Below are 24,518 nucleotides of genomic sequence, written 5' to 3' on the forward strand. Positions count from 1 at the left end.
CAAATCACGTGTGACCTTGGTCGATGAGCCGACTCTTGATGAATGGGGGCGGCTATTTGATCCGCCGGGTACTCCTGCGTTGCAATCGAGGCTTCTCCGGCCGCTGACCGCCGAGCATATCGACGTACTCGCTACGTTGGCTCGGCAGCCGAAGCGACTGAGTGACGTTGGGTATCGGTGGACCCGATGCTTCGACGAAGATAAGGGCAAGAAGGATGGGTACATAGAGTGGCGCACGGAAAACGCTGATTCGTGGAGTGAGGTCGTTTTGCAGGGGCCTCACTTTACTGTCGGTAATCCGCTAGTGCGCGAACCCAACAACCCTTGCAAGTCGAACAAGGACTGGACGATGCTCGACCTCGAAGCCCTTCCGGAGTCGGTGATCCCGCGGACCAACTATCAGAGGGCGACTGATCGGGACACCTACGAAGCCGGGATACCTCGGTGGGGGAATCGTCCTGCAACCGACTACTGGCGGGTTGCGTGGCGGCGTATGACGCAACCGGGTCTCGAACGATCGCTACATGCGGCGCTGATCCCGCCGGGGGCAGCACATGTAAACACGATCAACTCGTTGATCGTGTGTACATGTGCTGGCACCTGTAAACAGCTTGACGGTGAGGAAGGTGTAGCCGACCTCGCGAAGACGGCTTTGGTTGCAGGGCTATGGAGTTCGCTGCCATACGATTATTTGGTGAAAGTGAGCGGAAAAGCGGATGTGCAAGCCGAGCTGATTGATCGATTTCCGGCGCCCGTTGATCACCCCGCCGCCGACATGCTTCTCTTGCGCACGCTGAGGTTGAATTGTTTGACCACGGACTATGCTCCGCTCTGGGAGTCGCTTTACAAGAGAAGCTTTAATGATTTGGCGTGGTCGAGTGCTTTTGCTGGCATGTGCGGGTCCATGGCCATCGGTGCTGGGGCGTGGTCGATGAAGACACCTCTTCGCACTGACTTCGAACGCCGCGCAGCATTGGTCGAGATCGATGCCCTTGCGGCACTCATGTTGGGACTGACGGCTGAGCATCTTGCGTTGGTGTTCCGGGCCCAGTTCCCTGTTCTCCGCAAGTACGAGTACGAGATGTACTTTGATGCCGACGGTCGCAAGATCGCCAAAGATTATCACACACAAGGAGTTCGGCAGCAGAAGGATGACTACAAGCTGTTGATGGCCTGGATGGACGGGGAGGATTCCGGAGATTTCCTGGAGCGCCACACACCATTTGAGCCGGATGGAGATCACGATCGACCGTGGTTTTACAAGGCTGATCGTGAGACCGAGATGCGTGCAGCGTATGCGGACTTCGAACAGCGGTTGGCCAGCGAATGACCAATTCAGAGCCGACTTTTCCCTCCCTTCTGGCGGAAGAAGCGCGTGGATCGATCGTCGAGTACCTGTCGACGACATTCGCTCTGTCAGATCCCGGTGCACAGTCAGCTCTACGAACGTTCCTCGGTGACCCGGCGACGGGGATCTTTCGCGGGCCGTACCTAAAGATCCGCACACCCTACCGCCCCGTGGGTCCAGGTTGGGTGTCGCCACTCGAATGGCTTCCACAGGGCTTCAGGCCATTTCAGCACCAGGCGGAGGCGTTCCAGAGGCTCTCGACCAACGGGAAGCCAGCACAACCGACCATTCTCACCACGGGTACGGGTTCAGGTAAGACGGAGTCTTTTCTGGTACCTCTTCTCGATCACGCAAGACGGGCGCGAGCTCGAGGTGAGTCTGGAATCAAAGCGATCATTCTGTACCCGATGAACGCCTTGGTTACTGACCAGGCGCGTCGGCTCGCGGCGTACATTCACGACGATCCGGCTCTGAACGGTGTGACCGCAGGTGTCTACATCGGCGGCGAGGGAAGACGTCGAATCGCAACGAAGTACGCACTTGTCGACCATCGCGACACTCTGCGGCAGAACCCACCTGACATCTTACTGACGAATTATCGGATGCTCGATCTGCTGCTCCTGCGCCAGGCAGACACCTCGTTGTGGGCGAACGCCGCGACTTCCCTGCAGTTCTTGGTTCTCGATGAGTTCCATACCTATGACGGAGCCCAGGGAACCGATGTCGCAATGCTTATCCGCCGGCTCGGCGCGAAGATCGGCGTTGCGGGCGAAGGACGGCCGCTAGGACGCGTGACTCCGGTCGCCACATCGGCGACACTTGGTGGTGGGTCCCGATCGCAAGACCTTCGCGACTTCGCGGAGACCGTTTTCGGTACCCCTTTCGATCCTGCCTCGCTTGTTGTTGAAACAGCTCTGTCAGCAACAGATCTCGTACCAAACGTCGACTTTGCGCTCGACATCCCGGCAGTCGAGGCGATCCTAGATACCCCGATTCCGGAGTCGGCAAAGCCGGAATCATGGACCGCGCTGGCACAGGTCGTATCCACGGCGGCCGGCGGCGAGGCAGATGGAGGGTTAGGTGACCCCATTGCGGTGGGCGAAGCGCTCCAGAAGCACTTCCTCACCAGGGTCGTCATCGATGTGCTCAAGGATGATCCACTGACCGTGACGGATGCGGTAGCTCGGATCACGCAGGCAGGCATCCTGCCGTGGGGCGTTCACAATGCGACTCGACCAGATGAAGTCGAAGCTGCTCTGATGCGCTTCCTTGCGTTGCTCTCCGTTGCGCGAGTGCGGGATGCGCAGGGATACGTTCGACCTCTGGTGAACATTCAGGTGCAGATCTGGGTGCGCGAGGTCAGCCGGATGCTTCGTACCGTCTCGGCGGAACCTGACTTCCGATGGTGGCACGATGGTCCGGAGACGGGCACCCGACATCTTCCTGCCGCCTACTGCCGCGTGTGTGGACGCTCCGGCTGGATGGCTGCGACCACCGAACTCGGCGATACGCTGTCAGACGAGGCGGTTGCGGTCTGGCGCAACAGTGTGAGGCCCTCGAGTCGTTCGAAGACCCGAGCCTTACTGGTCGCCGAGGAGGGCGAACAGGGAGTTCGGCATCTGGACACCGAGACCTTCGAGATACAGACGGCGTCCGGTGACAGCACGATCCCGGTGCACGTATCCGACTCCGACGAAGATGCGGCCAACGAGGTGTGTCCCTCCTGTGCGGCCCGCAACTCGATTCGCTTCATGGGGTCCAGCGTTGCCACCTTGCTCAGCGTGGGGTTGACCACCGAATTCGGCTCGCACTTGTTGGCGACCGATGAGAAGAAGACCCTTGTCTTCACCGACTCGGTCCAAGATGCCGCTCACCGGGCCGCCTTCATCGAAGGTAGAGCGTTCGCCTTCAATTTCCGATCGGCTCTGTTTCGCGGCGTCGGCGGCGAAACAGCAACCCTCGCTGATGCCATTGATCGATTGGCCGGTGACACCTCGACGGATGATCTTTATGCCATCGCTCCACCAGATTTTGCGCGCCGCCTAGGCGTCGATGCCGATTGGCTAGACCACGATCCGGGGAACCGAACCCGTCGCCTCCTCGCCATTCGATTGGCGTTTCAAGCACAACTCGAGGTCGGGCTCGGATCGCGGACCGGACGCACGCTCGAGCTGACCTCGGCACTGTCGGTCGACGTCGACGTCGATCTAGACGTCTTCGGTCAACGAGCACGCGAGGCACATCAGAATCTCCCACAACTCAGTCTCGCCGCCGCCCTGCCCTCCGGTGCGTACCGGACCTGGCTGCTCGGACTCCTCGACCACCTCCGCGTCAACGGCGGAATACTCCATCCGTGGCTCAACACCTACATCAAGGATGAGGGCAAGCGATGGTCGATCTGGGGCGGAAGCGCCGAGGGGATGCCCAAGTTCCCGCGAGGACGACCGGCGCCGGCGTTCTATACGACCGGGACCGTCGGAGACAGTGACTTTCAGTCGGTCAACCCTCGTGGCGAGTCCTGGCTCACCGACTGGGCGAAACGTTGCCTCGGGGTCACGACCGGCGAGGCCAAGACCCTGACGGCAGCGGCCGTCGATCTGTTGGCTAGCGCCGATGGCCCCGTCCAGCGGCGATCGGGCGAGAAGGGGTCCCACATCTATGGTCTGTCTCCGGAGTCGCTGGTCCTCAGTTCCGTAGACGTCGCTCGACTCGGATGCCCGGTGTGCCACCACGTTCAGCCATCTCCGCGAGCGCGTGTCTCGCTCTGGGAAGGTGCACCCTGCCCGCGCATGCGTTGCACGGGAACACTTTCGATTGCGCCGATCGAGCCCACCAACTTCTACCGATCCATGTATCGCGGAGGCAGTATCCGGCGGATCGTCAGCGCAGAGCACACCGGCCTGCTGTCTCGCGATGAACGGGAGGACGTGGAGGCGCGGTTCAAGGTGGGCGGATCTGCCACGGACCCGAACATCCTGGCGTGCACTCCAACGCTCGAGCTCGGTATCGACATCGGCGACCTCAGTACAGTCGCACTCGCGTCACTGCCGAGATCGACCGCGAGTTATCTCCAGCGCGTGGGACGCGCCGGGCGCTCGACCGGTAACGCATTCATCCTGGCCGCCGTACCGACCTCGCCGCGCGATCTCTACTACTTCGCCGAGCCCGCGCATCTGCTGGCCGGCGAGGTTCTGCCGCCCGGTGCATACCTCGATGCGACAGAACTGTTGCAGCGCCAATACTTCGCCTACTGCCTGGACCGATTGGCAACAGGCAAACTCGATGTGCCGCAACCAATGCCGACCCGGTTGACCGAATGCCTCGAAGCCGGGATGGACCAGGGCAACTGGTTACGGTCGGTCGTCGACGCAGTCACGACCGACGCTGACGCCCTTCTCGATGAGTACCTACTGCTCTTCGGGACGCAGCTCGCGGCCGACTCACGCGAACGACTCCGTGAGTACGCCGTGGGTGGATTACGCATCATGGTGGCGGAGGCGGCGGCCAGATGGACCTCCGAGTCGAACGACATCCGGGAGCGGATGGCCGGCCTCGCCGACACCCTTGCCGAGATCGACAAACACGGCCACCTCGGCGAGACCGAGAAGGAAGACCGCAAACGCTGTGCGGGCGAGTACAAGGCGTTGAGTGAGCAACTCTACGAGCGAAGTACCGTCGAAACCCTCACCGGACTATCCGGCGTTGGGTTGCTACCGAACTACAACCTCCTCGACGACTCGACGACCCTGGACGTCCATTTGTGGTGGACCAACCCGGGCAAGACACCCCAGGATCGAGGCGAGTCCCAAGCACTCGACCTGACATACGAGCGCGGCAGTGCGAATGCGCTCACCGAACTCGCTCCCGGCGCAGTCTTCTACGCCGGCGGTAAGCGGGTCGAAATCGATGCCCTTGACGTCGGACCGACCGCGAAGCCACACTGGTCCGCCACTCGGTTGTGTCCTGACTGTGGTTGGGGTGCTTCAGCTTCCGCACCTTCCGGAGGGTCATGCCCCCGGTGTCACTCGGCATCCGTCGCTGACGCCGGGGCCGTACACGACGTGATCAGACTACGGAAGGTCTCTGCGGTCCACCGGCTCGACGATGTGCTGATCGATGAGGATGCCGAGGACCGCACGAGAACGTTCTTCGGAACGATCACCGGTGTCGACATCGCCACGGGAGACATCACGAAGGCATGGCGGTTAAAAGACAAGGCTTTTGGCGCGGAGTACGCACGCACCGCGCTGGTCCGCACGATCAACACCGGTTTCGGTGATGCCGCCGGCGAAGACATCACGGTCGCGGGGGAGACAAAGAATGCTCCCGGTTTCACGACCTGTGCTCATTGTGGTGTGGTCGCGCGTCGTCGATCGGTCACCGCGGACGTGCGCCACCGCGGGTACTGCGTCACGCGCCGCGGCGGTGATGAGCAGTGGGTCCGCCTGTTGCTGTCGCACGAACTCAACACGCAGGCCGTACGATTGCTGCTTCCGGTGTCGCTGTTGCATTTCGAGACCACTCTGGCGTCGTTCAAGGGCGCGCTTCTTCTCGGGCTTCGTAAAGACTTCGGGGGTGACCCGCAGCATCTCGCCGTCGTGGCGTCGAGCATGACCGACTCCGGCGGCTCGGTCCGACGCTTCCTTGTCTTGCATGACACGGTGCCGGGCGGCACCGGCTACCTCGATCGCTTCGGCGAACCTGAACGGCTTCGCCACATACTCACGCTTGCTCGGGATGCGCTTGCGCAGTGTCCGTGTCGCACGGAGGCACGCGCAGCCTGCCATCGGTGCCTCTACGGTGTCCTTTCTCCTCGCGAGATGCCGAATGCGTCGCGGGAGTCTGCGTTGCGGCTGCTCGAAGAGTTCCTCAACGAGTGGGATGTCGAGGAAATCGAGACGGTAACCGGCGTCGACATCGGTAAGGTGCAGCTGAGCGAACTCGAGATCAGGTTCCGGGAGGCACTCAAAGTCCGCATTGACCAGCGCGAGGGTTGGTCGTACGAGGTGTCGTTGGGGTCGAAAGGCGAGGAACTCGACATCCGGCTTCGGGGGTCGGATGGAGACGTACGGCGTTGGCGGATGCGCCCTCTGGTCCAGATGGTCGAACTAGGTGTCGCTACAGAGCCCGACTTCTTGCTGACTCGCGTCGATGCGCAGACAGCGGACATCGCGATCTATCTCGACGGTAAACAGTTTCATGCGAGTGTGGAGCACAACCGGACAGCCGACGATGCCCGGAAGCGTGACGCACTCAGACGTGCCGACAAGCGCGTCTGGTCGATTTCCTGGGACGACGTAGCCGCGTTCGAAGCGACGAGTCGCAAGGCAGAGATCGCCGACCTCGTCCATCAACACGTGAAGAACGCGGCCGGCGAACAGGGACTGGACAATCGGGTCCGGCACATGTGGGACAACCCGATCGATTTCCTCATCGAGTACATGACAGATCCCGATGCCGAGATCTGGGGCGCGGGCGCCGAGGCGACCATTCTTGCGATGGTCAACCCGTCGGTGAATCACGGTGAATCGGGACCGGTTCAGGTCAGCGTGGCCGATGTCGGTGCGGCGCTGTCAGCGGTGGTCAAGGGTTCAGCTCCTCCGACGGATACGGCCAGCTCGGTCGTGATCGTCCCTCGGTTCGGGTTGAGCAAGCTCCCGGTGTACATCTGCGCCGATTCCTCGGACTTCCAACCCACGCTCAGTGTGCTCGCAGTCCTCGACGACTCGGATACCGAGGTCGGAGGTGCACAGCACGAAGCGAGATGGCGCGACTGGTTGCGGTGGTCGAACATCCTGCAGTTCTTGACCCTTCCGACATTCGGAGCAACGATGCCGCGGCGGATGGCCGCTGTGTGGACGAAGAAGTCGATCGGCGAGTTTCTCGCTCACCCGGTGCCGCTGTCGTTGGTCTCTGCCGGTAGAACCGACTTCGCATTCAAGATGTCTGACGAATGGGAACAAGTCGTCAAGTACACCGATCCTGCGGCGTCGGAGGTCATCGATGTGCTGGCACGGACTGACGTGCCGGTGCCTGAACCTGGTGCCGAAGTGGGGCCTGACGAGTCGGTGTGGCAGGTGGAGATGGCGTGGGAGGAGCCGAGAGTTGCGGTGGTCCTCGACGTCGACGAAAACCGGGACCGATGGTTGTCTGAGAACGCATGGCACGTCTTCCGGGTCGACGGCGAGGACGGTGGTTCCACCGCGGGTCAGGTTGTTGAAATGGTGAAGGGAGGGCGAGCATGACCAAGTACGTACAGATGCACGAGTTGTTCCAGGACTCGTACGGAAAGCTCGACGGCAGCATCAAGTCGCGTGTTCTGAACTTCATGGTGAAGTTGCAGCAAGATCCCGATGGGACAGGTCTCGACTTCAAGAAGCCCAGAGGAGCCACGAACAAGTACATCCGGACTGCACGGGTGACTGACAACTATCGCGCGGTGTTGCTGGACCCGGGCGGAGACAGCGAATCCGACTCCACGCTCTACCTGGTGGCGGTGAAGAAGCACGATGACGCCTACGCATTGGCTGAATCGCTCACGGCTGAGGTGAACGCCAGGACTGGCGCAGCAGAGATCTATGATCCCATCGCCCTCAAGAAGGCGATCGACGATGCCCCGACGAAGGTGGCCAAGGGCCCCAAGCCCTATATGCCGGCGTCGGTGCGGCAGAGCGACCTGGAACGTTTTGGTGTGGCGGCTGAGATCGCAAAGAAGCTCAAAGTGGTTGTGGGAGAATCGCCGTTCCTCGCCATTGCCGAGGCGCTACCGAGCACTCAGGGAAGCGCCGTCCTCGACCTCGCGTTCGGCAAGAGTCCCGACGAGGTCTGGAGTGACCATGCAATCGACGATTCGGGCCCCATCGACGTCGAAGATATGCAAGGTGCGCTGAAACGCCCTGTCTCCAGGCTGAGTTTCACCGCGGCGGATGCAGACAACGAGGCCGAACTCCGCGCTGTGCTAGAAGGCGATTTCGCGAAGTGGCGCGTATGGCTTCATCCGCTGCAGCGGAAGCTGGCCCTGCACGACGGTTGGAACGGACCGTTTCGGGTCACCGGCGGCGCGGGAACCGGCAAGACCGTGACTGCGATTCACCGGGTCCGCCACCTCGCCGAGCGATTGGAATCGGAAGAAACCTCGAAAAAGGTTCTGCTGACGACGTATACAAGGAACCTGGTCCGCGCCATCGAGGCCCAGCTGGTGCAACTCGCGGGACCGGACATCACGAAGCGGGTCGACATCCTGAATGTGGACGCGTTGGCGCGGGCAATCGTCTCTGCCACCGATGCCGGACGAACCCTGGTCAACCACTCGACGCTCGTTCAGGACGATGACGGCAAGGTGGCCGAACTCTGGAAGACTGCGGCCTATGTCGCGAGCGGCACCTGGGATCCCGCGTTTCTGAATGAAGAATGGTCCCTGGTTGTGCTGGGCAATTCGATCGAGGACGAGACCGGGTATCTACGGGTAGCTCGGAGCGGGCGGTCGCAGCGGCTGAGCCGTCCGCAGCGTGCGGACGTCTGGAAGGTGATCGAACAATTCCAGCGCCTTATGCGTGCGGAAGGACTGATCACCTTCACGGAGTTGGCTGCTCGGGCCGCGGCTGCGCTACATGGTGATCCGAAACTGCGCGACCAGTTCAACTATCGGCACGCAGTTGTCGATGAGGCGCAGGACTTGCATCCGGCGCACTGGAAGATGCTGCGTACGTTGATCAAAGAGGGCACCGATGATCTCTTCATCGTCGGTGATGCACACCAACGGATCTACGGGAGGCCGACTCCGCTCTCACGGTATGGGATCGAGACACGCGGCCGGTCACGGCGCCTGACGATCAACTACCGGACCAGCCGCGAAATCCTGAAGTGGACACTTCTCGTCGCAGATCCCGAGGTGGACGATCTCGATGTCGAGTCGGATTCGCTTGCCGGAGCACGGTCGGTGTTTGGCGGACCTGAGCCCGAGCGTCTTGAGTTTGCCAACGAAGCGAAGGAGAATCAGGGCATCGCCGCGACGGTGAAGGCCTGGCAGGCTGAAGGGCTCAGCTCGGGCGATATTGCTGTCTTCACGTACGAAAAGCGAAATGCTGAAGCCATCTCCGGCGCTCTGACCAGCGAGGGGATCTCGAACAGTATTGTCGGTGCAGACACCCGCGAGGAGAAGCTCGGCGACGTGGTCAGAGTGATGACGATGCACCGCGCCAAGGGACTTGAGTATCGAGGCGTAATCCTCGCTCGGCTGGGCGACAAACACTTTCCGCCGCACTACATTGCGAATAAGACCGGACCTGAGTTCGAGCGAGAGCTGAAGAAGCTCCGAAGTGTTCTGTACGTTGCCGGCTCAAGGGCTCGTGAGCGCATGGCGGTCACCCACGCAGGCCCGCCGACGGAGCTGCTGGGTGCGGCGGGATGACAGGTTCGGAGTCCGGGGCCATCGAACTCAACCCCGAGCAGGCAGCTGTTGCCGAGGCGCCCGCGGACTCGCGGCTGCTGGTGATCGCCGGCGCCGGCCAGGGGAAAACCGAGGTCGTCGCGTCCAGGGTTGAGCACTTGGCAACCGAGGAAGGTCTGTCGCCGTCTACCGAGATGCTGGTGCTGAGTTTCTCACGTGCGGCGGTGCATGCTGTCCGCTCGCGTATCGCGAATCGTGAGATGGCGGAGACCAATGTGCGTACGTTCGACTCATTCGCCTCTTACCTGTTGGTCGAGAATGACATCGAGCCGGTGGGAGACTTCGAGAGTCGCATCAGGCAGGCGACAAAGCTACTCAGCGATGGAGACGACGACATCTACGGTGTCGAGGATATCCAGCACGTCATCCTCGACGAGGTCCAGGATCTCGTAGGTGATCGCGCCGAGATGGTGTTGGCAATCCTAGAAAATCTGCACGAAGACGCGGGATTCACAGCGCTCGGTGATCCACTACAGGCTGTCTACGACTTCACACTCGCCAACTCTCGTAGCAAGACGACGTCGACCCAGTTCATCACGGCATTGACCGATCGATTCAACGCCGAACGGGTCTCGTTGGGGCCGAATTACAGAGCGCGCGGTGCCTTCCCAAAGCGAGTCGTCTCCCTGGGGAATGTGCTTCGCGAGGATCATGTTGTCGCCGGGGCTCAACAGCGGATCAAGACGTTCGAAGACACCCTTCCGCACTCGGGCGTCGTCGATGATTGGGGTTTCCTGCGTGAGCCGGCAGGCAAGACCGCCATCCTGTGCAAGTCAAACGCTGAGGTACTGAGGGTCTCGCGTGTGCTGACGAAACACGATGTCAGACACGTGGTCAGGCGCCAAGCCACCGATTTCGGCGCTGCAAGGTGGATAGCCGGAGTCTTGGCCCCCTTGCCGGCCCTGACGTCAGCCGAACCGATATCGAGTTTGCGGCAGACCAATTGACGTCGTCAGCCCTCGAGAGTGACGAAGTCTGGTACCTCCTGAAGGGAGCCGAAGCCAACAAGCGCTCACTGCACCAGCTCAACCTCAATCGTGTGCGGGAGAAGATCAGGGCAGGCACAATCCCGTTGACGCTCACGCAGCCGGATTCGGCGGACGTCATCGTTTCGACGATTCATCGGGCCAAAGGTCTTGAGTTCGAGAGAATATTCTTCGTTCATCCCAACTTCACCCATGAAGACGGTGATGCGTGGGCAGAGATTCGCGAACGATATGTGGCGCTGAGCCGAGCGCGGGATGACGTCGGGGTCATCGACATCCCGAACGAGTGGTCTTGGTTCGAGAACAGACAAGGCCGTCAGCGTGAACGAAAGAAGAGCAAGCAGAAGAAGTCGTACACCGCGTCGTTCGAGTTTCAATCCCGCGACGTGGCAACCGAATCACCGATGTTCGGCGACATTTCGCGGTCTGCTGCTATTCAAGATGCCCTCGTGGCGCTCGACCCCGGCACCGACCTGTCGGCACGCTTCGAAACGATGATGAATGACGACGTACCGGTCTTCACCCTCGTGACTCCAAAGGGTTTCGAAGTTGGCCAGACCAGCGAAGTGTTCGGGAGGACCATCGACTATGAGTTCGGCTATCGATACAAGGACGGGTGGGAGGGCGTAGCTGTTCGCGGCCTGAAACTCGTCTCCGTAGAGACGGCCGCGGGCGACCCCAGGTTCACCGAAGAGGCGGGACTCGGCAGCTCGGGCTTCTGGTTGGTTCCTCGAGTTGGTGGCCTGGCGGTCCCGTACGAGGCCTGAGATCACTTCTTGTTCCGGCGAAATCGCTCTCGAACCTGCTCCAGGGTTTCGTTGGTCCGTTCGAGCCGCCAGTCTTTCCACCCGTTTCTGCTGTTTCCTACGACGTTCGACAGCGCTCCAGACGGGCTGGCGAACTCGCGTCCGCCGACCACGAACCTACCTTCGCGCCCGATGCTTGCTCTGAAGGAAAGCCCTTTGCGAGGTTGATCGTGATATACCTGATCGCCCTCCTCGAGGTAACCGGCAATGATCAGCTGCTGCATTGTCTCGTCATGCGTGATGCGAGTTCGGCCGTCTGATTCGGACTGCTCCGGCTCGGTCCACGCGGTAGCTGGTTGTTCGGCGTGCTCTGCCTCCTGCTCTGCGGATTCGGGTGCGGGGATGGCGCCGGCGGTCTTCTCGATGTAGAGGTCGCCATTCACTTCTCGGAACACGTAGCCGTCGGCCGGGTCGGCAGAAAGTGCCGCCAGTAGTTCGTCATGAATGGGCGTTTCTTCGATTGGTACCGTCTCCTCGACACGGGACACGGTGCCCGTCGGCATGCCCGTGAAGAACCCCCGAATCCCGCTCCACATCGAGTTGACCCAGTCCGAGTCGTCCGTCGCGCCGGGGTCTTTGGCAGCCGAGTCGCCTGTCGGTTGCTTGACCACGGTGTGGGGGTGCGGCCAACAACGAACGAAGCCCTCCGCGAGGTTTGCTCCGCGAGCGGTGAGTTCTACCTCGGTCAGGTCGTCTGGCAGGTAAGCATCGATGAGCAGCATGGAGCTGTCGAAAAACTCCCGGCGCTCCTCCCAGTGAGCCGCGGATGCCAAACCTTTCGGCCGCGGAGTCGATATCAGTGAGAGGTTCCCGATCGACCCCCGCGAATCGTCGGAAACCGTTCCGTCTGCCACCAGTAGCGGCACCACGTCATGGTTGATCAGGTCAGTGGGTGCGGTTGTGCCCGCGTCGATTCGCAGGCCGTGTTCACATCCGCGAAGGATCAGTCGAGTCCGGGCTCGCGTGAGTTGTTTGAAGATCGGAGCGGTAACCAGCGCCTCACGAATTTCGTCATCGGTGGGCCAGCGCCCGGATTCGGAGGTGTTCGAGAGCAGGAACTCCCGAACCGCGGGCGCGTATGGAGCTTCGGACCGTTTGAGTACCTGCAGCAGGTCGAGGAGCATGCGGTTGTAGTTCTTGCTTGTCGAGCGGAGCACCGCCCGTCGCACCAACCACGATTCGATGTACCCGAACGCTTGCGTCCGGTCTTCCCTGGCTGCGTGGTGGTCGAGAAACAGCACCACCGGCGAGATGACCGATGTGTCCAGCACGTCGGCGGTCTCGAGTAGTTGGTTGTGCTCGCCGTCCGCCGATCGGTCGACTATCTCGCGGTAAAGATCGCTGTTTTCCGCGATCTCGCGGGTCAGGTCGACCAGCTGATCACGGGTCATTCCACCGGCGAGTTCCTTGAATCGGGTGAAGAGCGACGTGGCCAAGACTTCGTTACCGGTTCGCATGGTGAGAAAGTGAGCGAAGAAGGCGTCCAGGCGCGACCTGATCAGGCGACCTTGGCGTATGTCTTGCTGCCAGAAGGGTGTCTCCAACCGGCGCCAGTGCTCGTCGAAAATGCGTTCAACGTCTGCGCCGTGACGCTCGAGCATCTGGAAGAGGGAGTTCTTCACCAGATCACTGGGCAACAGCGGAGTGCCCCGGTCGTTCAAACTCTCGAAGATGACTTGTGCGTTGTCGTTACCGGTGAGTTCGATGACGACCAACTGCAGACCGACACGTAAGACCTTGACCAGGTTGGTGACCCGCTGGGGATCTGTTTCTGCTTCGTCGAGCCACACCATGGCGGCCTCGTAGAAGTAGTCGAAGGCATCACGCAACCGAGAATCGCCATCGATGGTGTTGTCGTCGCCGGGTTCAGCGCTGTCGACAATGGATTTCAGGGCGGCACGATCGCGGAGCGTCGGCCAGACCTTGTACGAGGCGTATTCAGCGTCCGAGAGCGCGTCCTCGTTGCGCGTCATCCGGGTCAGAGTTGCTACCTGCTTGGTGTCGGCTCCGGCCGTCACCAGTGCGTCACGAACTGCGCAGAGGACAACCTGGAGCGTGGTAACCCGTTGTTGTCCGTCGATCACCTGCCGAATACTGAGGTCCGCGGAGTCCTTTTCGCTGCTGTCGAGGACGACCGCACCCAGGAAATGCGGTTCTGAATCCGGGTCAGTCGAAAATGCGTCGACCATTGTGAGGATGTCAGCCCATAGCGGTTCCCAATTCTTGACGCGGTTCCACACGTAGGGTCGCTGGAATACGGGGACCACAAGGCACTGCTCGCCTTCGAACAGCTGGCGGATGCGTTGCGCCCGAGCTTCCATCTTTTGTCATCCCCGTCGGTATCTATTGATCTAATGGCTTGAAGATCAACCTATCGGACCAGGACGACATGGGAGGCCCGGATTGGACACGCTCGCGATAGCCATGCTGCGTGAGTTGAGGCGTGTCGGCGCGCTCGCCTCGGAAGACTTGGCCGCGCGACTCCAACAGCCGCTCGAACTGGTCCAGCGCGAATTGCTCGGCAACGACTTCGTGTTCTCGCCGAGCGGGGGAGAACGGAAGTGGTCGGTGATCGGCCCGGCCGAGTTCGCCGCAGCTCTGCAGATGCGCCGGCAACTGCGACCATGGCAAGTGGACGCAATGCAGGAATGGTTGGTCAACGACCGTTACGGTGTGGTCGAAGCCGTCACCGGGTCGGGAAAGACCGATGTCGGCGTGGCTGCGATCGCAGACGCGCGTCGGCGCGGAGTCCCGACAGTGGTGTTGGTCCCCGATCGTGAGTTGGTCGATCAGTGGACGCGAGTCCTCGAAGAAGCGTTTCCAGGCGTCGCCATAGGCAGACTCAGCGCTGTCGAAGGTTCGTCGGTGTCGCAACGGATGGTGGTCACGACCGTGGCAGACATGGAGGGGCGCACATTCACCGGTTTCGACCGTGGAGGTCTGCTGGTTGCGGACGAAATACAGCGTTTCAGCGTCAGCGACTACTCCCGAGGCATGCTCCCGCTCAGGTCATTCGAGGAAAGGCTCGGACTCACTGCCGCCTATGAATGGCCGGCCGAGGCATCAGAACGTCTGCTGAGGCCGTTCTTCGGACGAACCATCGCGGGCTGTGATTACCAACGCGCGATCAGTGAGTCGATTCTTGCGCCGCCCAGTGTCCTCACCGTCGGAGTCAGCTTCCGTCGTGCGGAAAAAGAGGAATACGACCGCTTGTCGAAGCGTGTCGACCGGGCCGTCCGCAAGCTCGTCGATGATGGAGTGGACACAGCGAACGGGATCTACGCTGCCGCTCGGACCATTGCAGCAGATTCAGAGGTCGGCTCAACAAAGTTCCTGGCACGTGAGTACCTAGAGGCCCACCACGCCCGCAGTCGCGTCATGGCGGAATGCCAGGCCAAAGCCGCGGCGGTGGGCGAGTTGGCCCACGGGCTCGACCAGGCGCACCGGGCGACGATCTTCACGCAGAACGACCAAGCCTCGAAAAGTGCGGTCACAGCTGTGCAATCCGCGGATGTCCCTTCGTCGGCGATCTACGAGAATGACGACGCAACCGAGCTGATCGGGATGTTCTCAAGCGGAGCTCTCCGAGTACTCGCGACGTCGAGATTGCTCGACGAGGGCGTCGCTGTTCCGACATCGCAGGTTGGAATCATCATGTGCGCGAGCAGGAATAGGGGACAGATGGCGCAACGGATGGGGCGTGTGATCGCACCTGCCGGATGGAAGCGTCGTGCCGTGGTCGTGGTGATCTACGTCAACGGGACCATCGAAGATCCTCTCGTCCATGCCGAAGACACCTACTTCGAGACACTTCGCGACGCGGCAGAGGTGGTCGAAGACGTCGATCCGGCAACTGCAGCAGCCATGTTGAGGGAATGGCTGGCGGACGGCGTCGAACCCACTCCGGAAGAGCCTGAATCCCTCCATCAAGACGATTCGGCCGTGATCCGCTCCGACGACTGGTCGATCGACCAAGCGATTCTCGATGTATTCGACGAATATGCCGGCTTTCCGACATGGGGCGAGCTACGGGAGGTCCTGCCCGACCTCGAAGTCGAAGAGCGATTGATGAACGGTCTCGACGGTGTCAACTGGATGCGGGTGGGCGGTCATCTGGTCGGTGCCGGCGGCCGGGAAGGTTCGCAGCCGGAGGAGCGCATTTCGGCTCTGGACCGATTGGCGGCAACGTTCAAGCGCCTGAACGATCGAACGCTCACGCCGGTGGAACTCGGGCAAGCCCTGTCTGTTTCGGGTCTTCTGGCCCATCGCTTGTCCAGTCGGCGAATGGTCGAACTGTGGACCACACTTGGGGGCCGACTATCAGAAGATTCGGCGCCCCAGCCTGATTCGGGAGCGGTGATCGATGCCGTCGAGCTTCCTGATGGGCCGGTCAGCGATGTTCGTCCTCCGGCTTCACGCCCGAACTGGGAGCGCCGCCAGAAGTCCGCGCCGTCAATGCCAGGGATCGTTGGACGTGGCCCGACACGGCCACGGCCGACCGTCGCGCCACGCCAGGTCGTCGATGTCGATCGAACACAGGAAGATGCACTCAAGGCGTTCGTTACTGCCGTTGTCGGGCGCGGCGGGAAGAGTTCGCCGTACGCGGGGTCGCACAGGCACGTCGTCACCGTCACCGACAAAACCGGTGTAGAGCACGTGGTGCGTGTACGAGGTGGCGCCGTGGGAGTATGGAAAGGTCTGCGGCGCGACGAGATCCGGCAGAACGAACCGGCGGACGTTTGCGCGTTCGTAGACACGTCCTCGGACCCATCGCGGTACTACTTGATTCCGGCCTGGATATACGCAGATCGCGTCCGTCACGCAGTCGATCGATGGGTTGCGGAAAAGCGCGGACGACCACGTGTGGGCCCGTTGGAGGTGAACCTCGAGTTCGTGGCGGACGGGCTCAACGCCTGGGGGTTGTTGGGCCTGGCGTCTGACGAAGAAGAACCTTCGTCCGTGGCTACCTCGGTCCCGGGCACGGACGAAGTAGCCACGACCGATGTGAAGCCGGTCGACGAATGCCCCAGGCGATCTTCTGTCCCCGAGTCGACGAAGTCAGTGAAGCAGCCGGATCTGATTGAAGGGGTGAAACTTTCGGCCGATGGCGAGATCCGTGCGACTCTGGACTACCACGGAAACGAGTACGTCGGATTTCACAACCCCCAAACCGGTATGTTCCGGGTTGCCAGGGCGCCGGGCGCAGCCAACCTTGTCGACAGACCGTTCAGGAACGCGGCAATGGCTGCCGCATCCCTGAAGTCAACAGTCGCAGGCAAACTTGTCTTCGGTATCGGAGGTACGGAGTGGGTTGTCGACAAGACGAGCGGGCTCAACCTCGAGGATTACTTGGCGACCGAGTGATTCACCAAATGTCGGTAGTGCGATGTCGCTAAAGACTAAAAGTCTTGTGTCTTAGAACGATAACGATCGTCCAGGACGAGGTCAGCGATGCCGTTTCGCGAGTCCGTCCACTTCATCTTGACGACTTCGTCCAGCCGAGACGAAGACAATCTCCGACCGATCGCGGCAGCCAGAACATGGGCCGCGAGCCTTGGCGGTACGGCGTTTCCGATCTGCTGGCCGACATCTTTTCCAGACCATGGATAGTCCGCTGGGAAGGTCTGCAGGATTCCGGCTTCACTTGGCGTGAAACGACTCAGAGTTTGGCCGTGTCCGGTGATCCGATTGCGAGTTACTTTGCCTGTAATCGTGGCGGCTGGTTCGTTCGAAGTTCGCTGACCGCGATTTTTGGGATCCCCACCGCTACCGTAATTCGATACGACCGTGAATGCCGTCTTGCGGTCGAGCGCGTCTTCCATGGCGACCCATCGAGCACGCATTGGTTCTACCGCTGGTTTAACTCCCTTTCGGTAGGCCGCGTGCGTTGGTTCAGGAAACACAACATTGGTCTGCCATCGAGCAATCAGAAATGCGCGTCGGCGAGTCTGAGGGACCCCGAATTGCTCAGATTTGAGAATCTTGGTCTCGACCCCGTACCCCAGCTTGTCCAGTACGTCTCCAATTGCATTCCAGATCGGCAGGACCGCGGGAACCTGCTCCAAAACTATCGATTCGTACGGGTTTTTAGACTCGTATGCCGCCAGCGCCCAGCGAAGCGGTTGAAGCACCAGACCAGTACGCTCATCTTCGAGGGTTGCGAGAGTTTTCTCGATGTCTGCGTCCCTCGCCATTTTGCGGACGAGTTCCATCACAAGATTGATCGACCTACGGCCGCTCCCAGTGCCTGCCACTGTGTACGTCTGACAAGGCGGACCTCCAGCAAGAATCGATGCACCCGGAAAGTGTCCAGGGACCAAGTCGCGGACGTCGCTCTGCTTGGTCATCAGGCCGGCGGACGCTCGCGTGGCGCATGCGTTGTCGTCAAACTCAACGCCAGTCGTCGTCAGGCCAAGCCAGTGGGCCGCGACGTCAAGTCCCCCGGGCCCTGCGAACAGGTCGATTACTTCCGGCGTCCCTGGTTTGACAGTGGCGGCGGGGACTATAGCGGGCATAGTGCAATATGGTAGCCGGCCAGGGGGCTCTACTTGGCTCTCGGTATCGGCGAAGGCTGCAGTCGCTCGTACGCGCCTGTCCTGCAGTCACGAACCGGGGCAGCAAGGATTGACGCCCGGGCAGAATCGTTGTTCGAGGTTGCCTATGTTTGTGGATGGGTCGGTGCGCGCGGAGTTCACGTCTGGGCACATATTTGACGCGTCTCGCGGCGTGGTGTGTACAGACTGACCGCCAGGGTGCAAAGCTAAGGATCAGGCGCGCCTTTGACGCGCTACCGTTGCACTACTGAATTGAGACCCTACGCAACCACGCGTTTGGTTGGCATTAAGGAGTCGGTCAATGGCGAAGGGAAAAGGTCGGCGTCTGCGGCCGGATCAGACCATTCGCGACTATTCCGGTGTGACCTATCGGATTGAAACGCTGCTCGGCGAGGGCGGTTTTGGCAGGGCGTATCTAGCTTCCAGAATGTCGCGCGATGGCAAGCGGCCGACACGCACCGTCTGCCTTAAAGACTGCGGGTTGGCAGTAAATTGGCACGGCGAGGCTTTCTTGGGGAAGCTCCTGGCCGATCAACCTGAAGTGGTTCGCTTGATTGACGCATTCGTCGGCGTGGCGGGGATGCCTGAAACCCGGCGTCAGTTCTTGATATTTGAGTATATGGAAGAGGGGACAGTCGATGACTGGCTTGAAAATACGAAGCCTAGCGCCCCGTGGGCTGAACATCGGGTTCGCAAAGAAGTCCGACGGCTCCTGCTTCTCCTCGCAAAGATGCACAGTGTCGGGATAACCCATCGCGACATAAAGCCGGCGAACGTCTATTTGAGGAATGGTCGGTTGGTGCTAGGCGACTTCGGAATCTCACGCATGGTGCTGGATCCAAAGCAGGCTGCGATTACGGAATACACCCCGGCGTACACACCGAACGATGCGTGGGTCCGGAACCGGTGGGGGCCATCGGAAGATATTTTCCAACTCGGACTCCTTGCCTGTACTTTGCTGACGGGCGAGTCTTGGACGAAGGACGAACTTTCCTCTATAAGAACGCTCGACGTAGATGATGATTTCAAGTGTTGGATCTGGCACGCAACCGCGGCCAAGGCGAAAAAGTATGTTGATGGGGCGGACGCGTTAGAAGCCCTGGACACCCTGGCTGATGTTGACATGCGTAACGGCCGAGCTCCGACTCGAATCAGGGGTCAGGTTGTGACCCTCACCGGGAAACTCGAAAGCGGGACACGCGCGGAGGTGACGCGCGAACTGCGTTCTGCGGGCGCCGTTGTACAGGATGCTGTCGGGGACTCGACAACCCTTGTGGTGCGTGGCACCCTGCGAAACGCGCTCAGTGAGGTCGAAGGGCGGAAGCTCTTTGCTACCCGTGAGCGAAAGCGCCTCGGGCAGAAAATAACCCTGATTAGTGAGACGCAGTTGCTCCGACTCTTGGCTGACAAGACCAGTTGAGTTGGCCCCGCTAATATTCGCCGGGCGGCATCGGCGTGCGTTTACCGATGCAGACCCAAGCGTCAAGTATTGCCTACCAGCTGTGATCGCAGGCCTGGCAAAGGTACGACGAAACTTCCGGACCAATAATGCACCCACCGAGCTCAGTCCCGTGCGGCGGCGGACCGGGTGGGAATCCCATTATCAGCTTGAATGTCTTCTGAGCGTTGCACCTTGGACACGCCGGCCGATGACTGAACATCAGCTGGTCGAATGCCGGACCCAGCGGCTGATGCAGGATGTCGTGACAGGACGGGCACACGGCGAATGCCTCGTGGAAAGGCCAGTCATTGCCCGGTTCCCGATGAACCTGCAGCCGAGGCTTGTACGGTGTCTCGTTACGGCTGCCACAAGCGTTACAACCCCACACTGTTGCGGCCTGAACGACTTCCGAGTCGCGAGGATCTAGACATCGATGCGGCAGTGCGGTCCACGGGGTCGGGGATGCGACCTCCGTTGCGATCGCACTAAGAACACTCGCAGCGGCTTGGTTTGTCAGCGTTCGCGGTTCGATTGGGAAATGCTCGTCAAGCCTGCGCTCTAACGCTGCCATCGCGATGCCGTCCCCGACGTGTGGCTGAGCACTACTGAACCCCCAGTTGTCGTCGTCCTCCATCCACAGAGTCCTGACGTCGAGCACAACTGGCTGACGTGCCTCGGCAACCAAGATCACCAGGTCTCCGTCAGCTGTGCCGTCCGGGAACGTGTACCAGCTCTCGTCGTCGTCGTGCGCTGTGCCGGGCGGCACCTCAGCGAGAACAACATGTACGGGCCCCTCTGCTCTGTCGGCCACGAACTCACCTCACCCCGTCTAGCCGGCCCGACAGAACTACGAATCGCAGTGCGGCACGCAGGCTCTTTGTGGTCGCTGCCCACGCCTTCTCTTCGTGTTCACACGCGGCCGCTTGCTCTTCGTCCTCGCGCTCGAGTGCGTCGTAAATCGAATTCCGCCAGGAGAATCGCTGCTCCTCGCACACCTTGATGTAGTGGAGGATGGCATCGCGGTCGAAGTCGCAGACCGTCGCAATCTCACGAATTGTCAGCGGACCGACATCGTCGTCATCGAGCTGAAGCAGGCACATGAGTCCGGCCGGCAGGCTTTCGTCCGCGTCCTTGGCTGCCGAGCGGGCGTCGGCGACAACGGCAGCCACATCAGCGGAGCCCTCCGTCAAGAAGTCGAACCACTTCGTCAGCGTTGACTGCAGAACCGCGTCGGTGAAGACGGTCGCATCCATCCGAATCGACACCCGAACGTAGGAGTCGACGAGGACGAACTTGATGTCCGGCCACTTGCGAGAGAAGTCCATGATCGCTGCACTGGCGGCAGCCGAGTCATCCACATCGACAGCAAGATTCGTGAACATCTCGATGACGGGATCGTTCACGTCGACGCACAGCCACGACGTCTCGTCGTTGACGGTGAAGGTGATGTCGCCGTCGTCGTCTTTGCGCGGCGCGCATCCGGTCATGCGTTCGAGGGCAGCATCGACTAGATCCTGAAGCTGCGTCTGGCCGACGGGCTCAAAACCCTTGTGCTGAATGGGTTCAGCAGGCTGCTCTTCGACCGTCATGAGAAAGCTCGGGTGAAGCACCTGCCACAGTTCCTGCATCACACCGGTGGCGGCCACGACCACGTGCTCGGCCTCGTCCCGGCAGCGCTCGACTATGCACTCATCCTCGGAAATCGAATCCCACTCGAGCTCCATGAGCAACGAGAGTTCGTTGTCGGACAGCTCGCGGTCCTGCCCGGGGATCGTAGGGCTGACGTGGCACCGCACTTCGTCGTCGGCGGTGATAGTGAAAACCGCGGTCGGACCAACGCCGTCGACCTCGCTGTTCGGGGCGGTCACTCGCACCGATCCGTCGGCATGCAGGCCGGTCAGGCAGGTTGTCAGCTCGTCACGAAACGCGGCCCATCCATCGGAAACGGAAGCGTCGAAGTCGAAGATGTTGGACATGGTCACCCGCTCTCTCTTGTCCTGTCAAAGGAAGGGTAACGAGGGGGTCTGACATTTTCGGGGCACTCAAGAGTGACTCGATCATGCGTTCGAAATTACATTGCTGTTCTTATAAGCCTCTGTGGCGCAACGGAATTCGTTGTCTTAGGCCACCGCTACCTTTCGGTCCGTTGCAGACAGTCAACTTCCCGGCTGTCGATCAGGGAGAGATCGGATCAGTGATGGACACAATGGATGATGCGGTAGCCAGGGCCACAGTGCCGGCGTTGACCGCGCGTGAGATCGAGGTTCTGCGGACCTGGTTGATGTGCGACACCAAAGAGGCCGCGGGGCGTTTGTTGTACGTCTCGGCTGCGACGGTCAACACCCACATTTCGCGGATCCGCGGCAAGTACGAGGCAGTCGGTCGTACCGCCGGCACGAAGGCGTTGCTCCTGGCGCGGGCGCTGCAGGATGGACTGATCCTCGTTGACGAGATCTGACCTCAGGGCAATCGATTGGCCCTTCGTTTTGTCACGGCTAGGGCCGTTTCGATCGTCCAGCATCCTCAACAGCGGCCAGCAGGCCGCCGAAGCCTGTCTCAAGTGGCTGGACGCGACTTCGCAGGCTGGCCAACGTGATGGTCTTCTGTTCGCCAATCGCTGCGTTGATGTGGGTGGTCGACGCGACGTAGAAGGTCCACTGGTCTACGTCGAGGGGGTCGGCCACGGCTCGATCTGCGGTGGTGAACAGACAGAATACGGAGACATCTGCAGAACGTTCGCGGACTTCGGCGTAGGAGTTCGTTTCGGCGAACCACGCCGTCGCCGGACCGACAGCGAACTTGATTGCCGAGGCCGACTTCTGTTGCCACGACTGAAGATACGCTGACGACTTCACTTCGATGCGAAGGCCGCTGTGCGTCAGCAGGTCGAATGCATCCCATTCGCGTCTGACCGTTCCGTCTGTGCAGCTCAGGGCGATCCCACGATGTACTCAGCGAGCAGGCCGCGTGTGGTGTTACTCAACAGGTCTGACTCTGACCATGCCCAAAAATCCGCGAGGTCGCGACCCAGACCTTCAGTGCCCTTCCGCAATGGTGAAGAAGGATCTCGTCGCCGTGCTGGCTGGTACTCACTCATCGATAGTGACCCTGCCCCTTCAGTCTTAATCCGTCTAAGGGGGCAGTCCACCGGACCTCGTCAGATGCGGTCGTCCATCCGAAGTCTGAGGCCAGGTATTCGAACTCGCGTGTTCGCAGCCACATCGGGGTGCCAGCAGGTTGCGTGGAGTACATGCCGCGGGCCGCTGACGCAGTTCTGTCGAACTGGCTGGGCCAGTCGATCGACGCGGCCAACGTCTCGAGCACCGTTCGACCTCGCCCCAGAGCGGTCGTGACGTGAACCGGAGCCGGGAGAAGATTCGACTTGTCGCCGTTGCATTGCGTGCAAGCCAGAACCAGATTGCTGAGTCCGTCGATGCCGACTCGCGACCATGGCAGTACATGGTCAACATGGCAGCCGGCTCCAACCCTCACGCCGCAGTAGAAGCACGTGGCGCCGAATTTCTTCATCAACACTTCTCTTACTCGGGAGAGCGAGACGCGATCCATGCCGAAGAGATGCGCCGCCAGATCCGGAGCATCCTCTTTCAAGAACGCGTTGTGCCTGCGGACATCTCCGACCCACGCGATCTGAAGAGCGGGCTTCAGTAGTGAGGAGAGCCGCGCTAATGCGAAACCGACCCCTGGATAGAGTTCAATGACGTTGCCGCGTCTCGCAATGGATGCCAACGAGGTCCTGTCGAACATCCAGCTGTCGTCGTACAGGAAGCATGTATGCGTCTCTGCTTTGGTCAGTCGTTGCAGCCGGGGGAGAGGTTGTTGCACCAGCGTGAGTTTTACCTCGTTGCGCAGTTCCCGGAATGGTTCGGGGTTGCGACGCTTGCAGACGTCAAGAGCCACCTCGCCGACGGACGATGCCCGCTTGAACGCCCGCACGGCGTCCGGAATGCGAGCCTTCGGCTGGGAGGACTGTTTGAGGTCGTGTCCGTCAAGAGGGCGAATTGACGCCAATAGAGGCCAATTACACGCTCCGCAAGGTCATCGAGATCGACGGAGACAGCCGCGTCAGGGTCAACGGGTGTGTTCTCCACTGCGTAGTCGAGAAGTGCGAGGAGAGTTGCGAGCTTGTACGTAGCGGTACGGCGCCCGCCCTCGAGCACGCTCACGAGCTGCTGGCCGAGGGCCAACGGGTCTCGAGCGTCGAGGTTGTGCATACCTCGACGGTAGTGCACCGGGGGTGGGTGGGAACGGAGTTGAGAACTGGATACGGAACCGGAAAATCAACGGTCTCCAACGCGAAGAGTCGGTAGCGTTGACGGCCATGTCAGAGCACGAGTTCCACGCGCAGTACCTTGCCGCACCCGTGCGTCGCCGGGACGAAGTACTCGCCAAGCCGTACCCGGTTCCCGCGCAGCCTGGCGTGTACGGGTGGTGGTTCAAGACCATCCCCGCCGACATCGACACGGCGAATTGCGTCCGCCGAGACGACGGTTTGGTCTTGTTGTACGCAGGGATCAGTCCGAGCAAGCCGTCCGCCGCCGGGGTTGCCAGCAAACAGAACATCAGGCGGCGGATCAAACTCCACTACGCAGGAAATGCTTCGGTGTCGACACTGCGAAAGTCTCTTGGGTGCCTGCTGTCTCAGGAACTCGGTATCGAACTCCGCCGTGTCGGCCCCAGTGAGCGATGTACCTTCGGCGCCGGTGAAGCGCGCCTGTCGGAGTGGATGGCACGCAACGCCCTCGTTTCTTGGATTACGCACCCGCGACCCTGGGTGTTGGAGGACGAACTGATCGAAACCCTCGTTCTGCCGCTGAACATCGACGGCGCGCACAACGCGTTCACCCCTGTTCTGCGGCAAGCGCGCAGATCGGCTATGGCGAGAGCGACAGAGCTGCCGCCGCTACCTTGAGGCT

14 protein-coding genes are annotated in these 24,518 nt (G+C 60.8%); 9 read left to right on the forward strand and 5 right to left on the reverse strand.

Annotated elements, in window-relative coordinates; all coding sequences use genetic code 11:
• Window positions 1-10 precede the first annotated feature (10 nt).
• Genes MVA47_RS10845 through MVA47_RS10865 form a run of 5 tightly spaced genes read left to right on the forward strand, consistent with a single transcriptional unit; the run spans window position 11 to window position 11,550 of the window.
• The gene (locus MVA47_RS10845; protein ID WP_247207898.1) at window positions 11-1,330 is read left to right on the forward strand and encodes a hypothetical protein; all 1,320 of its coding nucleotides are present in this window, start codon (window positions 11-13) and stop codon (window positions 1,328-1,330) included.
• Window positions 1,327-7,593 (forward strand): DEAD/DEAH box helicase, encoded by a 6,267-nt coding sequence (locus tag MVA47_RS10850; protein ID WP_247207899.1) that lies wholly within the window; start codon window positions 1,327-1,329, stop codon window positions 7,591-7,593. Before MVA47_RS10845 ends, MVA47_RS10850 begins: the two co-directional genes overlap by 4 nt.
• Window positions 7,590-9,758: a UvrD-helicase domain-containing protein gene (locus MVA47_RS10855; RefSeq protein WP_247207901.1), complete on the forward strand. Its 2,169-nt coding sequence runs from the start codon at window positions 7,590-7,592 to the stop codon at window positions 9,756-9,758. The genes MVA47_RS10850 and MVA47_RS10855 overlap by 4 nt, the downstream gene beginning before the upstream one ends.
• Entirely contained in the window at window positions 9,755-10,744 is a 990-nt protein-coding gene (locus tag MVA47_RS10860) for a UvrD-helicase domain-containing protein (protein WP_247207902.1), read from the forward strand. The genes MVA47_RS10855 and MVA47_RS10860 overlap by 4 nt, the downstream gene beginning before the upstream one ends.
• Complete coding sequence (locus MVA47_RS10865; RefSeq protein ID WP_247207903.1) at window positions 10,741-11,550, forward strand: ATP-binding domain-containing protein; 810 nt, start codon at window positions 10,741-10,743, stop codon at window positions 11,548-11,550. Before MVA47_RS10860 ends, MVA47_RS10865 begins: the two co-directional genes overlap by 4 nt.
• Window positions 11,551-11,552: 2 nt before the next feature.
• Here the strand turns inward: MVA47_RS10865 and MVA47_RS10870 are convergent, their stop codons facing one another.
• A complete protein-coding gene (locus MVA47_RS10870; protein ID WP_247207904.1) occupies window positions 11,553-13,910 on the reverse strand; it encodes a DUF262 domain-containing protein in 2,358 nt (785 codons plus the stop codon).
• A gap of 82 nt (window positions 13,911-13,992) precedes the next feature.
• Here MVA47_RS10870 and MVA47_RS10875 point away from each other — a divergent pair, with 82 nt between their 5' ends.
• The gene (locus MVA47_RS10875) at window positions 13,993-16,953 is read left to right on the forward strand and encodes a DEAD/DEAH box helicase (RefSeq protein ID WP_247207907.1); all 2,961 of its coding nucleotides are present in this window, start codon (window positions 13,993-13,995) and stop codon (window positions 16,951-16,953) included.
• A 35-nt stretch (window positions 16,954-16,988) separates the two neighbouring features.
• Here the strand turns inward: MVA47_RS10875 and MVA47_RS10880 are convergent, their stop codons facing one another.
• Window positions 16,989-18,104 carry a DNA cytosine methyltransferase gene (locus tag MVA47_RS10880; RefSeq protein ID WP_247207909.1) on the reverse strand — a complete coding sequence of 372 codons (1,116 nt, stop codon included), beginning with the start codon at window positions 18,102-18,104 and terminating at the stop codon, window positions 16,989-16,991.
• A gap of 340 nt (window positions 18,105-18,444) precedes the next feature.
• Between MVA47_RS10880 and MVA47_RS10885 the strand changes: the two genes are divergently transcribed.
• Window positions 18,445-19,563, forward strand: coding sequence for a protein kinase (locus MVA47_RS10885; RefSeq protein ID WP_247207911.1), 1,119 nt, complete (start codon window positions 18,445-18,447; stop codon window positions 19,561-19,563).
• 836 nt (window positions 19,564-20,399) lie between these two features.
• On the opposite strand, the gene MVA47_RS10890 is transcribed toward MVA47_RS10885, so the two are convergent.
• Window positions 20,400-21,560, reverse strand: a complete 1,161-nt coding sequence (locus MVA47_RS10890) for a hypothetical protein (RefSeq protein WP_247207913.1) — start codon at window positions 21,558-21,560, stop codon at window positions 20,400-20,402.
• A gap of 221 nt (window positions 21,561-21,781) precedes the next feature.
• On the opposite strand from MVA47_RS10890, the gene MVA47_RS10895 reads away from it, so the two are divergent.
• Window positions 21,782-22,042 carry a LuxR C-terminal-related transcriptional regulator gene (locus MVA47_RS10895; RefSeq protein WP_308280530.1) on the forward strand — a complete coding sequence of 87 codons (261 nt, stop codon included), beginning with the start codon at window positions 21,782-21,784 and terminating at the stop codon, window positions 22,040-22,042.
• Between the two features lie 37 nt (window positions 22,043-22,079).
• On the opposite strand, the gene MVA47_RS10900 is transcribed toward MVA47_RS10895, so the two are convergent.
• A complete protein-coding gene (locus MVA47_RS10900) occupies window positions 22,080-22,439 on the reverse strand; it encodes a hypothetical protein (protein WP_247207914.1) in 360 nt (119 codons plus the stop codon).
• Window positions 22,440-22,677: 238 nt separating this feature from the next.
• Window positions 22,678-23,538: an HNH endonuclease gene (locus MVA47_RS27030; RefSeq protein ID WP_247207916.1), complete on the reverse strand. Its 861-nt coding sequence runs from the start codon at window positions 23,536-23,538 to the stop codon at window positions 22,678-22,680.
• Between the two features lie 385 nt (window positions 23,539-23,923).
• Between MVA47_RS27030 and MVA47_RS10910 the strand changes: the two genes are divergently transcribed.
• Window positions 23,924-24,514 carry a GIY-YIG nuclease family protein gene (locus MVA47_RS10910; protein ID WP_247207918.1) on the forward strand — a complete coding sequence of 197 codons (591 nt, stop codon included), beginning with the start codon at window positions 23,924-23,926 and terminating at the stop codon, window positions 24,512-24,514.
• Window positions 24,515-24,518 lie beyond the last annotated feature (4 nt).

Origin of the sequence: Williamsia sp. DF01-3, assembly GCF_023051145.1 — a bacterium.
Taxonomy (GTDB): domain Bacteria; phylum Actinomycetota; class Actinomycetes; order Mycobacteriales; family Mycobacteriaceae; genus Williamsia.

What these genes read in the sequence shown, in the direction of transcription:
- MVA47_RS10890 (WP_247207913.1), bottom strand. Translation starts at nt 21,560, where the DNA reads ATGTCCAACATCTTCGACTTCGACGCTTCCGTTTCCGATGGATGGGCC.
- MVA47_RS10855 (WP_247207901.1), top strand. Translation starts at nt 7,590, where the DNA reads ATGACCAAGTACGTACAGATGCACGAGTTGTTCCAGGACTCGTACGGA.
- MVA47_RS10885 (WP_247207911.1), top strand. Translation starts at nt 18,445, where the DNA reads ATGGCGAAGGGAAAAGGTCGGCGTCTGCGGCCGGATCAGACCATTCGC.
- MVA47_RS10895 (WP_308280530.1), top strand. Translation starts at nt 21,782, where the DNA reads ATGGACACAATGGATGATGCGGTAGCCAGGGCCACAGTGCCGGCGTTG.
- MVA47_RS10910 (WP_247207918.1), top strand. Translation starts at nt 23,924, where the DNA reads ATGTCAGAGCACGAGTTCCACGCGCAGTACCTTGCCGCACCCGTGCGT.
- MVA47_RS10860 (WP_247207902.1), top strand. Translation starts at nt 9,755, where the DNA reads ATGACAGGTTCGGAGTCCGGGGCCATCGAACTCAACCCCGAGCAGGCA.
- MVA47_RS10850 (WP_247207899.1), top strand. Translation starts at nt 1,327, where the DNA reads ATGACCAATTCAGAGCCGACTTTTCCCTCCCTTCTGGCGGAAGAAGCG.
- MVA47_RS10880 (WP_247207909.1), bottom strand. Translation starts at nt 18,104, where the DNA reads ATGCCCGCTATAGTCCCCGCCGCCACTGTCAAACCAGGGACGCCGGAA.
- MVA47_RS10870 (WP_247207904.1), bottom strand. Translation starts at nt 13,910, where the DNA reads ATGGAAGCTCGGGCGCAACGCATCCGCCAGCTGTTCGAAGGCGAGCAG.